The 14,041-nt window shown below is 73.7% G+C and carries 14 protein-coding genes; 4 read left to right on the forward strand and 10 right to left on the reverse strand.

The window, feature by feature from the left end; translation table 11 throughout:
* Positions 1-90 precede the first annotated feature (90 nt).
* Together ACVHNB_RS11970 and ACVHNB_RS11975 are read left to right on the forward strand one after the other, a co-directional pair.
* On the forward strand, positions 91-1,500 hold the full coding sequence (locus tag ACVHNB_RS11970) for a phytoene desaturase family protein (protein ID WP_428957488.1): 1,410 nt from the start codon (positions 91-93) through the stop codon (positions 1,498-1,500).
* Positions 1,497-2,012 carry an O-acetyl-ADP-ribose deacetylase gene (locus tag ACVHNB_RS11975; protein ID WP_456228016.1) on the forward strand — a complete coding sequence of 172 codons (516 nt, stop codon included), beginning with the start codon at positions 1,497-1,499 and terminating at the stop codon, positions 2,010-2,012. The genes ACVHNB_RS11970 and ACVHNB_RS11975 overlap by 4 nt, the downstream gene beginning before the upstream one ends.
* 14 nt (positions 2,013-2,026) lie before the next feature.
* Here ACVHNB_RS11975 and ACVHNB_RS11980 read toward each other — a convergent pair whose 3' ends face one another.
* The 6 genes from ACVHNB_RS11980 to ACVHNB_RS12005 all read right to left on the reverse strand — a co-directional run bounded on the left by ACVHNB_RS11980 (position 2,027) and on the right by ACVHNB_RS12005 (position 7,889).
* A complete protein-coding gene (locus ACVHNB_RS11980; protein WP_456228017.1) occupies positions 2,027-3,226 on the reverse strand; it encodes a cytochrome P450 in 1,200 nt (399 codons plus the stop codon).
* On the reverse strand, positions 3,223-3,972 hold the full coding sequence (locus ACVHNB_RS11985; RefSeq protein ID WP_456228018.1) for a 4Fe-4S domain-containing protein: 750 nt from the start codon (positions 3,970-3,972) through the stop codon (positions 3,223-3,225). Before ACVHNB_RS11985 ends, ACVHNB_RS11980 begins: the two co-directional genes overlap by 4 nt.
* Positions 3,966-4,964 (reverse strand): 3-oxoacyl-ACP synthase III family protein, encoded by a 999-nt coding sequence (locus tag ACVHNB_RS11990; protein WP_456228019.1) that lies wholly within the window; start codon positions 4,962-4,964, stop codon positions 3,966-3,968. The genes ACVHNB_RS11985 and ACVHNB_RS11990 overlap by 7 nt, the downstream gene beginning before the upstream one ends.
* Positions 4,965-5,041: 77 nt before the next feature.
* Complete coding sequence (locus tag ACVHNB_RS11995) at positions 5,042-6,277, reverse strand: beta-ketoacyl-[acyl-carrier-protein] synthase family protein (RefSeq protein WP_428951383.1); 1,236 nt, start codon at positions 6,275-6,277, stop codon at positions 5,042-5,044.
* Positions 6,274-6,531, reverse strand: coding sequence for a phosphopantetheine-binding protein (locus ACVHNB_RS12000; RefSeq protein WP_428951382.1), 258 nt, complete (start codon positions 6,529-6,531; stop codon positions 6,274-6,276). The genes ACVHNB_RS11995 and ACVHNB_RS12000 overlap by 4 nt, the downstream gene beginning before the upstream one ends.
* A 275-nt stretch (positions 6,532-6,806) precedes the next feature.
* The gene (locus tag ACVHNB_RS12005) at positions 6,807-7,889 is read right to left on the reverse strand and encodes a beta-ketoacyl-ACP synthase 3 (protein ID WP_428951381.1); all 1,083 of its coding nucleotides are present in this window, start codon (positions 7,887-7,889) and stop codon (positions 6,807-6,809) included.
* Between the two features lie 348 nt (positions 7,890-8,237).
* Here ACVHNB_RS12005 and ACVHNB_RS12010 point away from each other — a divergent pair, with 348 nt between their 5' ends.
* Together ACVHNB_RS12010 and ACVHNB_RS12015 are read left to right on the forward strand one after the other, a co-directional pair.
* A complete protein-coding gene (locus ACVHNB_RS12010; RefSeq protein WP_456228871.1) occupies positions 8,238-9,701 on the forward strand; it encodes an AlkA N-terminal domain-containing protein in 1,464 nt (487 codons plus the stop codon).
* A 12-nt stretch (positions 9,702-9,713) separates the two neighbouring features.
* Complete coding sequence (locus ACVHNB_RS12015; RefSeq protein WP_428951380.1) at positions 9,714-10,202, forward strand: methylated-DNA--[protein]-cysteine S-methyltransferase; 489 nt, start codon at positions 9,714-9,716, stop codon at positions 10,200-10,202.
* On the opposite strand, the gene ACVHNB_RS12020 is transcribed toward ACVHNB_RS12015, so the two are convergent.
* The 4 genes from ACVHNB_RS12020 to ACVHNB_RS12035 all read right to left on the reverse strand — a co-directional run bounded on the left by ACVHNB_RS12020 (position 10,199) and on the right by ACVHNB_RS12035 (position 14,007).
* Positions 10,199-10,942 carry an SIR2 family NAD-dependent protein deacylase gene (locus ACVHNB_RS12020; protein WP_456228020.1) on the reverse strand — a complete coding sequence of 248 codons (744 nt, stop codon included), beginning with the start codon at positions 10,940-10,942 and terminating at the stop codon, positions 10,199-10,201. The genes ACVHNB_RS12015 and ACVHNB_RS12020 overlap by 4 nt on opposite strands.
* Positions 10,943-10,957: 15 nt before the next feature.
* Complete coding sequence (gene uriT, locus ACVHNB_RS12025; protein WP_456228021.1) at positions 10,958-12,400, reverse strand: uridine transporter UriT; 1,443 nt, start codon at positions 12,398-12,400, stop codon at positions 10,958-10,960.
* Positions 12,397-13,344, reverse strand: a complete 948-nt coding sequence (gene uriH, locus ACVHNB_RS12030) for a uridine-preferring nucleoside hydrolase UriH (RefSeq protein WP_456228022.1) — start codon at positions 13,342-13,344, stop codon at positions 12,397-12,399. Before uriH ends, uriT begins: the two co-directional genes overlap by 4 nt.
* Positions 13,345-13,515: 171 nt before the next feature.
* Complete coding sequence (locus ACVHNB_RS12035) at positions 13,516-14,007, reverse strand: NUDIX domain-containing protein (protein WP_456228023.1); 492 nt, start codon at positions 14,005-14,007, stop codon at positions 13,516-13,518.
* Positions 14,008-14,041: the final 34 nt, after the last annotated feature.

Below are 14,041 nucleotides of genomic sequence, written 5' to 3' on the forward strand. Positions count from 1 at the left end.
GCGGCACCCGCGCCCGGCGTTGTCGGTGCTCCGGCATATCCTGTGCGGGCAGTGGCCATCGGCTGACGAAGGAGTCCGAAGGTGCCGTCGATGCTCGATGCCGTCGTGGTGGGTGCGGGGCCGAATGGGCTGACCGCTGCCGTCGAACTGGCCAGGCGCGGTCACTCCGTGGCCCTCTTCGAGGCCAAGGGCACCGTCGGCGGCGGTGCGCGCACCGAGGAGCTGACGCTGCCCGGCTTCCGCCACGACCCCTGCTCGGCGGCGCACCCGCTGGGCATCAACTCCCCGGCGTTCAGGGCGATGCCGCTGGAGCGGTACGGACTGGACTGGGTCCAGCCCGAGCTGCCCATGGCCCACCCCTTCCCCGACGGCACGGCCGCGGTCCTGTCCCGGTCCGTCGCCGAGACCGCCGCGTCCTTCGGCCCACGGGACGCGGGCGCGTACCGGCGCCTGGTCGAGCCGCTCCTGCCGCGCTGGGACGCCCTCGTCCGGGACTTCATGACCCTGCCGCTCAGCGCGCTGCCCCGTGACCCCGTCACCCTCGCCCGGTTCGGACTCCTCGGACTGCCGCCCGCGACGTGGCAGATGCGCCGCTTCCGCGACGAGCGGGCCCCCGCCCTGTTCTCCGGTCTCGTCGCGCACACCATCGCCCCGCTCGGCGGGTTCGCGACGACCGCGATCGGCCTCGTCTTCGCCCTCGCCGCCCACGCGCGCGGCTGGCCGCTCGCCCGGGGCGGCTCCCAGTCGATCTCCGACGCGCTCGCCGCGTACCTGAAGGACCTCGGCGGCGCGATCCACACGGACTACGAGGTGAAGCGGCTCGACGACCTGCCGCCCGCCCGCGCCTACGTCTTCGACACCTCGCCCACCGCCCTCGCCCGGATCGCGGGTCTCGGTCACTACTACGACCGGTTCCGGTACGGGGCAAGCGTCTTCAAGGTCGACTACGCGCTGGACGGGCCGGTGCCGTGGACCGCGAAGGAGGCCAGGGCGGCCGGCACCGTGCAGGTCGGCCCGTACCGCTCCGACATCGGCAAGGCCCTGCGCGCCGCCTCCGTCGAGGACCGGGCGCCCGAGGTTCCGTTCCTCATCACCGTGCAGCCGAGCGTCGTCGACCCGACGCGCGCGCCCGCCGGCAAGCACACGTTCTGGGCGTACGGACACGTGCCGAACGGCTGGGATGGCGACCTGACCGACGCCATCGAGCGTCAACTGGAGCGCTTCGCACCGGGGTTCAGGGACCGGATCCTCGCCCGTGCCACCGCGGGCCCGCCCCAACTGGCCGTCCACAACGCCAACTACGTGGGCGGCGACATCGCCTGCGGCTCGGTCGGCGGCCTCCAGCTCATGCTGCGCCCCAAGCTGTCGCTGTCCCCGTACACGACCCCGCACCCGGCCGTCTTCATCTGTTCGTCGGCGACACCGCCGGGCCCCGGGGTGCACGGCATGTCCGGGCACAACGCGGCGAAGGCCGTGTGGAAGCGGCTGCGGGCCTCATGAGCCCCCGACTGGTCCTGGTCCAGGGCGACATCACCGAGCAGGAGGTGGACGCCGTGGTGAACGCGGCCAACTCCTCGCTGCTCGGCGGCGGCGGGGTCGACGGCGCCATCCACCGCCGCGGCGGTCCCGAGATCCTCGCCGAGTGCCGCAAGCTGCGCGCCTCCCACTACGGGAAGGGGCTGCGGACGGGGCATGCCGTGGCGACGACCGCGGGGCGGCTCCCGGCCCGGCACGTCATCCACACCGTGGGACCCCGCTGGTCGGCGACCGAGGACCGCTCCGACCTGCTCGCCTCGTGCTACCGGGAGTCCCTGAAGATCGCCGCCGAACTGGGAGCCCGCACGGTGGCGTTCCCCGCCGTCTCCACCGGCATCTACGGCTGGCCGCTGGACGACGGCGCGCGGATCGCCGTCGAGACGGTCCGCGCGAGCGCCGCGCCGGGCGTCGAGGAGGTGCGGTTCGTCGTCTTCGACGACCGGGCCCGCGAGGCGTTCGCCCGGCACCTTCCCTGACCGGCCGCCCGGATTCACCAGGTCACGGGCAGCTCCCGCAGGCCGTAGACGATGTTCTGCGTCGTGAAGGCGAGCTCGGAATCCGGGACCGCAAGGCGCAGCGAAGGCACCCGGCGCAGCAGCGTGGCGAGGATCAGCTGCAACTCCACACGCGCCAGCGTCTGCCCGAGGCACTGGTGCACGCCGAACCCGAAAGCCAGGTGGCGGCGGGCGTCCCGCCCGAGGTCGAGGGTGCCGGTGTCCGCACCGAACAGGCCGGGGTCCCGGTTCGCCGTGGACAGCATGCAGATGACACCCTCACCCGCCTCGATGGTCACCCCGCCCACTTCGACGTCCTCCTTGGCGGCGCGGGCGAGTCCCAGATGGATGATCGTCAGATGCCGCAGCAACTCCTCCACCGCCGCCGGCACGAGCGCCGGGTCCGCGCGCAGCCGGGCCGTCTGCGCGGGGTCCCGCAGCAGCGCGCACACGGAGATCGAGGTCATGTTCGCCGTCGACTCGTGCCCCGTGACCAGGAGCAGGAAGCCCAGGGAGGCGACCTGCCGCGGGGTGAGGTCGGGGCGGGCCGCGAGCCGGCTGAGGATGTCGTCGCCCGGGTCGCGGGCCTTGAGCTCGGCGAGCCGCTCCAGGAACGACGTCAACTCGCCGTGGGCCGACGTCACGTCCTCCTGCGAGGCGGTGTTGTCGAGCAGGGTCCGGCTGAGCGACTGGAAGCGGTCGTGGTCCGCGTAGGGCACGCCCAGCATCAGACAGATGACCAGTGAGGGGATGGGCAGCGCGAAGTCCCGCACCAGGTCGGCGGGTCGTCCCGCGGCCAGCATCGCGTCGAGCCGCTCGTCGACGATCCGCTGGATCCCGGGCCGCAGCTCCTCCACCCGGCGCACCAGGAAGTCCTTGGTGACCATGCGGCGCAGCCGGGCGTGCTCCGGGTCGTCCATGCGGATGAAGCTGGGCCTGGCGGTGGCCAGTTCGCGCTGGCCCGGTGAGAGGAACGGGAAACCGGGGGTGCGCGCGTCCGCGCTGAACCGGGCGTCGGACAGCACCGACCGCACTTCGTGGTACCCCGTCACCAGCCAGCAGGGCGCACCGTCGGGCAGCCTCCAGCGGGTGACCGGCGCCCGCCCGGCCGCCTCGGTGCAGGCCGGGGGCGGCGTGAACGGGCAGGCCCCGTACGGGGCGGGCAGGGTCAGCGGGGCGGGTGGGGCGGAGGTCATGACAGGGGGGCGCCTTCCGTGGTCGTGGCCGGTGCGGTGAGCTGGATCGCGCCGCTCGGGCACAGCGCGGCGGCGAGCCGCAGCCGGTCCGTCGCGGCGGGCCGCTCCGCGACGAGCGTGACCAGACCGTCCTCGTCGTGGGCGAACACCTCGGGGGCCGTGGACACGCACTGTCCGGCGCTGCAACAGCGCGCCGGATCGACGCGCACGGTGGGGCCGCCACTGGGCGTGTGCAGGGTGTTCAGCGTCGTACAGACCATGGCGCACTGGCCCACGAGGACAAGGAGTTCGAGGAGTTGGGGCGTGCTGAACACCCCCGACAGCTCGTGCCACAGCGGCGCGGGAAGCGCGGTGCCCACCGCGAGCAGATCCACCGCGCGCAGCGTCGCGCTCTCGCGTGCGCTCCAGTCGTACGCGTCCAGGTCCGCGGCGGCCGTCGCGGCGATGGCCGCCTGGGCGACTCCGATGTCCCGCGCATGCCCCTCGTGGCGGGCGCGCACGTACGGGGAGCCCAGTCGATGCGCGGTGCGCAGCATCGCCAGCTCGCGCAGATGCGGTTCCAACAGGCCCTGATGCGTGAGCACGTGGGCCAGGTGCAGCCAGGCCTCGGCGAGCGGCGGATGGTGGGCGAGCGTGCCGAAGAGGTTCTCGCGGCCCGGCCCGTCCCGGCGCGAGGAGTCCAGCAGCTCGCGCAGCGCGGGCGGCCACGTGGCCGGGGGCAGCGGGGCGATCCGCGGCGTCACCACGTGCCCACCACCACCCCGGCGCTCGCCCCGCTCGCGAACCCGAACAGGCCCACCAGGTCGCCCCGTCGCAGCCGTCCCGCCTCCAGCGCGGTGGCCAGCTGGAGCGGGATGGAGTTCGTGGCGACGTTCCCGTGCGTGGGGAACGTCGACCGCACCCGGTCCACGTCGACGCCGACCCAGTCGCAGGCGACCTTCGTGAAGGCGACGGACGGCTGATGGATGCAGACCAGGTCCAGGTCGTCCACGGCCACCCCGATGTCGCGCACGGCGGCCCGGACGCGCTGCGGCAACCCCTCGAAGGACGCGACGAGTTCGGCCGAGTCGATGTGCAGATGGCCCAGGGCGCGATCGCGGGCGTACGGGTTCGGGAGCGTGGCGGCGGGCCAGCCCCACGAGTTCGCGAAGAACCGCGAGCCGAGCACGCCGGGCCGCTCGGACGCCTCCATGAGCAGGGCCGACCCCATGTCGCCCGTGCTCAGACTGGGCAGCGCCGTCAGCACGTCGTCCCGGCCGCCGACCGTCCACCGGCTCTCCCGGGTCGAGACCTCAGCGGTGGTGATCAGTACGCGCCGGTACTGGCCCGCCCTGATGAACGCGTCGGCGACCTCGATGGCGTTGAGCACCCCGTTGCAGGCGTTCTTGAGGTCGAACACCGGGCAGCTCAGGCCGAGTTTGTCGGCGACGACATGAGCGGTGGCGGGCTCCTCCAGGTCGGCGAGGATGCCGGTGAAGATCAGCAGGTCGACGTCGTCGGGTGCGGCGACGCCCGGCGCCGCGAACAGCGTGCGCGCGGCGTGCGCCGCCAGGTCGGAGGGCTGCTCGTCGGCGTCCGCGACGGTCCTTTCGAGCAGCCCGTACATGTGCCGCAGGACACCGCGCGACAGCGGGATGTCCGGGTTGTGGGAGCGGAAACGGTCCTCCGCCTCGGTGACGGTCTGCCGGCCGGACGGCACGTGCACGGCCGCATGGGAGAAGGTGCTGTACGCGGTCAAATGGATGCGCTCTTTCGTGCGGGAGGGTGCGGAGGACGACGCCCGGCGAGCCGCTGCCGCGGTGCCGGGCGGGGGCGCTACACCGCGGTCAGGGCGAGCACGACGTTGTGCCCGCCGAAACCGAAGGAGTGGCTGACGGCGGCCCGCACCCGCTGGGCGCGCGGCGCCCCGGTCACGCAGTCGAGGGGGAACTCGAGCCGCTCCGGCGTCAGGTTGGCGATCGGCGGCACCGTGCCGTGATGGATCGTCAGCGCGGTGACGGCCGCCTCCACGGCCCCGGCCGCGCCCAGGCTGTGACCGAGCACGCCCTTGGGCGCGGTCACACTCGGGCCGTGCGGCAGTACGCGGCCGATGAGCTCGGCCTCGGTGAGGTCGTTGAGCGGGGTGGACGTGCCGTGCGCGTCGACGTGGTCGACGTCGGCGGGGGACAGGCCCGCGTCCGTGAGGGCGGCGCGCAGGGCCGTCTCCGCGACGACGCCGCCCGGGGCGGGCGCCGTCGGGTGGTGGGCGTCGGTCGACTGTCCGGCGCCCGCGAGCAGCGCGTAGCCGCGCCGGCCGCGGGCCCGGGCGTCCGCCGCGCGTTCCAGGACACAGATCGCGGTGCCCTCCGCGATGACGAACCCGTCCCGGTCGGCCGCGAACGGGCGGGACGCGACGGCGGGTTCACCGGTCCGCGCCGACAGCGCGCCCATCCGCTGGAACCCGGTGGTCACCACCGGGGTGACGGCGGCCTCCGAGCCGCCCGCGACGGCGATGTCGCAGGCCCCGCTCAGCAGCAGGTCGCGGGCGACGACGAGGGCGCTGGCCCCCGAGGCGCACGCGGTCTCGGTGGCCAGGGACGGGCCGCGCGCGGCGAGGTCGAGGGCGACCTCGCCCGCCGCCATGTTCGGGATCAGCATGGGGACCAGCGTGGGCGCGACCAGTTCGGGTCCGCCCTGGTGGAAGCGGAGGGTCTGGTCCTCCAGGTGCGCGGCGCCCGCGAGCCCCGAGCCGATGACCACGGCGACCCGGGCACCGTCCCAGCCGTCCCCCGGGACGAGCCCGGCGTCGGCGACGGCCTCCCGTGCGGCGAGCACCGCGTGCCGGGTGAAGCGGCCCATCCGCCAGGCCCGGCCGCCGCCGATCCGGCCCACGGCGGGCGGGAGTTCGGGTACGCGGCAGGAGAAGTCGACGGGACAGCCCTTGAGTTCGAGGTCGCGGGCCGCGGTGGACGAACCGCGCAGCAGGCCCGCCCAGGTGGCCTCGCGACCGGCACCGGCCGGGGTGATGAGCCCCAGGCCGGTGACGGCGACGGAACGGTCGGCCGGTGTCACCGGGCCTCCGCCACCGTGCACTTGGCGCTGAGGACGGCGGCCAGCCCGGCGACGGTGACGTGCTTCGCGGCCTCGTCGCCGTCCACCGGTACGCCGAGCCGTTCCTGGAGCGTGAGGGCGAGTTCGGCGAGCGCGAGGGAGTCGAGGTCGAGGCTCTCCAGCGTGGCGCCGGGCCGTACTGCGGCCGGGTCGACCTCGAACTTCTCGGTGAGGACCTCGGTGATGGCGGAGGCCACGGGGGACTCGGCGGACATGATGCACCTTTCCTTTCCAGGGGACTGCTACGGGGCTGCTACGGGCTGGCCTGGGGGACCGCTGCGGGAATTGCCGCGGGGTTTCGCGGGACGGACTCCTCAGAGGAAGGGACGAACGGATGGGGCGGCGCCCCGGAACGGTCCCGGCGGTGCGGGACACGCCGGATCGGGGCACGGCGAGGGCACGCACCGCGAGGCCTTGAGCGGCGCGCGGTGAGGGGAGCGGGGCGGGACCGAGCGGTGGGGCGTGGGGTGGGGGTGCGCGGCGCTGTCGGTCAGCGGCCGGCGGTCGCGGTCACGGCCGCCGCCGGGTCGACCGGTGCCACGGCGGGCAGGTCCGGCCAGCACAGGGTCGCGGACGCCCAGGTCAGGCCCGCGCCGAAGGAGGTCAGCAACACGCGCTCACCGGGGGCGAGTCGGCCGCGGGACGCGGCGTCGGCGAGGGCCAGCGGCAGGGAGGCGGCGCCGGTGTTGCCGACCCGCTCGATGTTGGTGACCTGCCGGTCGCCGGGCAGCCGCAGCCGTTCCCCGACCGCGTCGAGGATCCGGGCGTTGGCCTGATGGGCGGCGAACCGGTCGACGTCGCCGGTCGTCCACCCGGTGCGGTCGAGCACCCGCAGCGAGGACTCGGTCATCCGGGTCACCGCGTGCTGGTAGACCTCACGGCCCGCCATCCGGAAGTGCCGGTCGGCCGGGGTGTGGGCGGCGGGCCGGGCCCGCTCGGCGGCGCCGCCGCCGGGAACCTGGATCAGCTCGTGCCCGCTGCCGTCGCTGCCCAGGTCGAACGCGAGCAGCGCGCCCGGCTCGTCGGACGTGCCCCGGCGCAGCAGCACCGCGCCCGCTCCGTCGGCGAAGACGACGCCCGCGGCGCGGTCCGCGGGATCGACGAGGGTCGAGTAGACCTCGGCGGCGACCAGCAGCACCCGGCGCGCGTACCCGGCCGCGAGGGCGCCCGCCGCCGAGGCCAGTCCGTACCCGAAGCCGCTGCACGCCGCCGCCACGTCCCAGGCGGCCACCTGCCCGAGGCCGAGCCGAACGGCCAGCTGCGGCGCCATCGCCGGCATCGGCCGGTCCGGTGTCGAGGTCGCCACGAGGACGGTGTCCGGGGCGGGACCGTCCAGCTCGGCCAGGACCCGTCGGGCCGCCTCGAACGCCAGGTCGCCGGTGCGCACCCCGGCCCCGGCCCAGTGGCGGGTGGCGATGCCGGTGCGGCGCCGTACCCAGGCGTCGTCGACGCCCCAGGCGGCCGGCAGCTCGGCGTTCGAGATCCGGTGCGGCGGCACCCAGCCCGCGAGCCCCTCCAGAACCGCGGCTGTGCGGCCTCGGGAAACCCCTGCGGGACGGTCGGCTACGGTCACTCGAACCTCGCTCTGTTCCTGATGACGGCCGTGAACGGCGTCGGGCGAACGAATCAGCGGCACGACTGTAGGCACAGGGACGATCCTGCAAAACCGGTCATATCGTCCGAACAGCTCGTGTTCTCAACGGAGTTGACGAATTTGCCGCAGGTCAGGGGCGTGCGCTGTCCACAAGGGGGCGCATTGGAGTGCGCCGATGCGCGGACCGGGATCACTCGGAGGGGTGCGCGCCCCCCTGTCGGTGGCCGGCGGAGTCGCGACGTTCATGTCGGATTCCCGCCAGCCGAGCCGCTCACCATGCCCGATCCTTGAGACATGCCCACCGACCAGGCCCAGGGGACAGCCGCCATGCACACCGACACCGAGCGGTGCGTACGGGCGGTGCAGGCCAAGGACACCCGGTTCGACGGGGTGTTCTTCACCGCCGTCCTGACCACCCGCATCTACTGCAGGCCCGGCTGCCCGGTCGTGCCGCCCAAACCGCGCAACATGGTGTTCTACCCGAGCGCCGCCGCCTGCCAGCAGGCCGGATACCGGGCGTGCAAGCGCTGCCGCCCCGACACCAGCCCCGGCTCCCCGGAGTGGAACCAGCGGGCCGACCTCACCGCCCGCGCCATGCGGCTCATCGGCGACGGGACCGTCGACCGCGAGGGCGTCCCGGGCCTCGCCCACCGGCTCGGCTACAGCGAGCGGCAGATCGAGCGGCAGCTGCTCGCCGAGCTCGGCGCCGGACCGCTCGCGCTCGCCCGCGCCCAGCGCGCCCAGACCGCACGGCTGCTCATCGAGACCACCGGGCTCCGGATGGCCGACGTCGCGTTCGCCGCCGGATTCGCCTCGATCCGCACCTTCAACGACACCGTCCGCGAGGTCTTCGCGCTCTCCCCGAGCGAACTGCGCGCCCGCGCTCCCCGGCACCCGGCCACGCCCGGCGCGATCACGCTCCGGCTGCCGTTCCGCGCCCCCCTCACCCCCGACAACCTCTTCGGGCACCTCGCCGCCACCGCCGTACCCGGCGTCGAGGAGTGGCGGGACGGCGCGTACCGCCGCACCCTCCGGCTCCCGTACGGTCACGGCATCGTGGCCCTGACCCCAGGCGCCGAGCACATCGGCTGCCGGCTGATCCTCACCGACCAGCGCGATCTGACCGTCGCCATCAGCCGCTGCCGCCGCATGCTCGACCTCGACGCCGACCCCGTCGCCGTCGACGCGCAACTGCGCACCGACCCGCTGCTCGCGCCCCTCGTCGACAAGGCGCCGGGCCGCCGCGTGCCCCGTACCGTCGACGAGGCCGAGTTCGCCGTCCGCGCCGTGCTCGGACAGCAGGTCTCCACCGCGGCCGCCCGCACCCATGCGGCCCGCCTCGTCCAGGCCCACGGCGAACCGGTCGACGACCCCGAGGGCGGCCTCACCCACCTCTTCCCGGCACCGGTCGCGCTCGCCTCCCTCGACCCCGAGTCCCTCGCCCTGCCCCGCAGCCGCCGCACCACACTCATCACGCTGGTACGCCAACTCGCCGACGGTGAGCTGACGTTGGGTCCGGAGTCCGACTGGGACGAGGCCCGCGCCCGGCTCGCCGAACTGCCCGGCTTCGGCCCCTGGACCATCGAGGCCATCGCCATGCGCGCCCTCGGCGACCCGGACGCCTTCCTGCCCACCGACCTCGGAATGCGGCGCGCCGCACAGGAATCGGGCCTGCCGCACACCCCGGCCGCCCTCACCGCGCGCGCCGCGGCCTGGCGCCCCTGGCGGGCGTACGCCGTCCAGTACCTGTGGGCCACCGACGACCACCCGATCAACGTCCTGCCCGAGTGAGGAACGCACGCCATGGAACGCAAGCAGCACACCGTCATCGACAGCCCCTGCGGCCCGCTCACCCTCGTCGCCACCGACGGCACGCTGTCCGGCCTCTACATGACCGAGCAGCGTCACCGCCCCGCCGAGGAGACGTTCGGGGAACGCGACGCACGGCCCTTCGGCGCCGCCATCGACCAGCTGGAGGCCTACTTCCAGAAGGAGTTGAAGGAGTTCGACCTCCCGCTCGCGCTGCACGGCACGCCCTTCCAGCGGTCCGTCTGGCAGCAGCTGCGACGGATCCCGTACGGCGAGACCCGCACCTACGGCGAACTCGCCGAGGCCCTCGGCAGCCCGGGTGCCTCGCGCGCCGTCGGCCTGGCCAACGGCAAGAACCCCGTCGGCGTGATCGTCCCCTGCCATCGGGTGATCGGCGCGAACGGAAGCCTCACCGGGTACGGCGGCGGCCTCGACCGCAAGCGCCGCCTCCTCGACTTCGAGTGCGACGCCGCCCTCTTCTAGTGTGCGGTCAACTCGCCGAGCAGACGCGGCAGCGCCGTCCCGATCGGCTCACGCACGATCTCGTCGGCCACCTCGTCGTACGGCGTCGGCTCGGCGTTGACCACCACCAGGCGCGCGCCGTGCTCCGCGGCCAGGCCCGCCAGGCCCGCGGCCGGATGCACCTGGAGGCTGGAGCCGACGGCGAAGAAGACCTGGCAGGCCTTGGTGATCGCGACGGCCTCGCCGAGCACCGCCGGGTCGAGATGCTCGCCGAACATCACCGTCGTCGACTTGAGGATGCCGCCGCAGACGGGGCAGCCCGGGTCGTCCTCGCCCGCCTCGACGCGCGCGATCGCGTCCTCCATCGGGCCCCGCCCGCCGCATTGCGTACACACGAACTGCCGCGCCGAGCCGTGCAGTTCGAGCACCTTGCGGTCGGGCATCCCGGCGAGCTGGTGCAGCCCGTCCACGTTCTGGGTGATCACCCGCACCGGGACGCCCGCCTTCTCCAGGCCGGCGATCGCACGGTGCGCCGCGTTCGGCTCGGCGGTCAGGGTGACGGCCCGGCGGCGCACCTGCCAGGCGCGGCGCCGGATCTCCGGATCGTTCATGTAGTAGTCGTACGTGACGAGCTTCTCGGCGTCCGGATCCTTGCGCCACACCCCGTTCGGCCCGCGGTAGTCGGGGATCCCGGAGTCCGTGCTGATACCGGCACCGGTCAGGACCGCGACGAGGGGCTGTGACGAAGGTGTGGCGCTCATGGCGTCGAGGGTAGGTCAGGCGGTCGCCTCCGCGTCCACCGGTTTCGGGATGAGCATCGAGGCGAACAGGGCCGCCACGATCAGCACGAGGCCGGCCACGACGCCCGCGCTGTAGCCGCCGACGGACGATCCGTCGGAGGGGGCGATCGCGTCCATCGCCGCGTAGAGGACGACGAAGCTGAGCCCCGCGCCCAGGTTGAAGCAACCGGCGTTCAGGCCCGGCAGGAAGCCCGGGTTCTCCTTCGGGGAGAGCAGGATGCCGAGGCCGTTGAGCATGATGTTCACCGTGCCCGCGTAGGTCGCGCCGAGCAGGATCGAGACGGTGAGCAGCAGGCCCGACGAGTCGGTCTGCAGCGTCAGGAGGGCGAGGACCGTGGCGGCCGCGGTGGCGACCAGGCCGATGCGCAGGATCCGGCCGTAGCCGAAGGTCGCCGCGAGCCGTCCGGCGAGGGGCCCCATCGCGAGGCCCGCGAGCGCGTACGGCGTCAGCGTCCACCAGGTGGCGCCCTCGGCGCCCAGGCCCAGGCCCACCGCGGTGTCCTGGGCGAAGCCGGGCAGCAGGCCGTTCATGACGGCGAAGACGCCGGTCATGGTGAGCATGGTCGACAACAGGATCGACCAGGTGGCGCGGCGCTTCAGCAGGTGGGTGGTGACCAGCGGGTGCTCGGCGCGGGTCTCCATGCGCCAGAACGCCCAGAACGCGAGCGCGGCCAGCACCAGCAGGCCGACGGCCAGCGGCCAGTTCGCGTCGGCCAGCTTGCCCGCCTCGTTGAAGGAGATCAGCAGGGCGCCGACGGAGACGACCAGGAGCGCGACGCCCGGCCAGTCCATGGGCGGCCGCTCGTCCGCGCGCGAGTCGGGCGCCAGGAACCGTACGAGCACGGCGGCGAGGGCCGCGAAGCCGGTCATGACCCAGAAGATCGAGGCGAAGCCGTGGTGCTCGGCCAGCGAGCCGCCCGCGAACGAGTCGACGCCCGCGATGCCGCCGTTGACGGCGGTGACCACACCGAGGAGCGTGCCGTACCGCTTCGGGTCGGGGACCTCGACGCGCAGCATGATCAGGGCGAGCGGGATGGTCGGGCCGGAGGCGCCCTGGACGACGCGGCCGACGGCGAGGGTGCCGACGGAGCCGGCGAGCGCGGAGATCACGCAGCCGACGGCCATCAGGACCATCATCCCGGTGAGCACCTTGCGCCGGCCGATCAGGTCGCCCAGGCGCGGCAGGAACAGCGAGAACAGGGCCGCGGCCGTGAAGAAGGCCGTCTGGGTGACGCCGACGGCCGAGGCGGTGGTGTGCAGCTCGTCCGCCATCGTCGTCAGCGCCGGGCTGAGCATCGAGGCGTTGAGCTGGAAGGCGAAGCTGGCCGCGAGCAGTGCGACCATCAGGGCGCCGACCCGGGCCGGGCGGCCCGCGCGGGAGTCGCCGGCCGGGGTGTGGGGGGAGGCGGCGACGTTCATGCTGCGGGCTCTCCGATGCGTACGAGGGCGTCCACGACGAGGTCCCAGAAGCGCTCGTGGTCGAGGTCGACGGCGACCTGCGTGTGGCAGTCGGCGGGCGCGGGGGAGCGCAGGTCGGTCACGGTCATGCCGAGGGTGAGGGCGCCGCGCAGCTCGATGTCGACAGGCGCCTTGCGGACGGTCATGACGCCCGGATCGATGACGTACGCGACGGCGCACGGGTCGTGCACCGGCGGGTGCTCGAAGCCCTGGTTCTCGCGGTAGGCCTCCCGGAAGAAGTCGAGCAGCTCCAGGACGAACCGCGCGGGCTTCGTGCCGACGGCCCTGATCTTCTCCTCGACGGCGGGCGTCGCCAGCGCCTGGTGGGTGAGATCGAGGCCGACCATGGTCACCGGCCACGTCTCGTTGAAGACGATGTGGGCGGCCTCGGGGTCGATGACGATGTTGAACTCGGCGACCGGGCTCCAGTTGCCCTCGTGGTAGCCGCCGCCCATCAGCACGACCTCGCGGACGCGCTCGACGATGCGGGGCTCCTTGCGGGCGGCCAGCGCGATGTTCGTCAGGCCCGCGGTCGGCACGATCGTGATCTCGCCCGGCTCGTGCGCCATCACGGTGTCGATGATGAGGTCGACGGCGTGCCGCCGGTCGAGCGCGGTGACCGGCTCGGGCAGGTCCGGGCCGTCGAGGCCGCTCTCCCCGTGGATCTCCGGGGCCGTCTCGATCGCGCGGACCAGCGGACGCGGGCAGCCCGCCGCGAACGGCACACCCGTGATCCCGGCGATCGCCGCCACCGACAGGGCGTTGCGGGTCACCTTCTCCAGGGTCTGGTTCCCGACGACGGTGGTCACCGCGACCAGGTCGATACCGGGATTGCCGTGCGCGAGGAGCATGGCGATCGCGTCGTCGTGCCCCGGGTCGCAGTCGAGGATGATCTTCCTGGCCAACGGAATGAGCCCCTTTGCTCCGGAGCACCGTCGCTCCGGTAGGAAAAAACTGTCCACGGAAAGCTCACCCGCCGCCACACGAGTTGTCAACGCGCGTAGATGACCAAAGGTGCGGCCTTTGGGTTTGTGCGTACCTCCGAAAACCCGGAACCGGGCCGCCCGTGGCGGGCCTCAGCGCACCGGCCGGCCGTTCTCCAGCTCCACCGTGCCGGCGCCCTGGTCGAGGACGTCGAGGGCGGCGCCCACCCGGTGCCCCAGCGCGCCGAGCAGATACCCGTCCAGCTCGTCGCGCGCCACGAACCGCCACGACACCAGCTCCTCCTCCTGCAGCCGGATCGCCTTGATCTGCTCCTCGTCCAGCACCCCGCCGTCGTACAGGTACGCGACGATCGGCGGCCGCGCGGTGCCGGGCACCCAGTCCACGACGAGCAGCCGCCCCACCGGCACGTCGAGCCCGATCTCCTCCAGCGTCTCGCGGCCCGCACCCTGGCGCGGCGTCTCCCCGTCGTCCGACTCCACGGTCCCGCCCGGCAGCGCCCAGCCCTCCCGGTAGTTCGGCTCGACGAGCAGCACCCGCCCCGCGCCGTCCCGGAACAGCACGGCGGCCCCGGCCAGGACGCGGGGGAGCGAGGCGATGTACGTGGCGTAGTCGTCAGTGGTCATCCGGTCACCCTAAGCGCCGAGGGAGGGCGACCGG

Source organism: Streptomyces sp. YJ-C3, assembly GCF_053891275.1.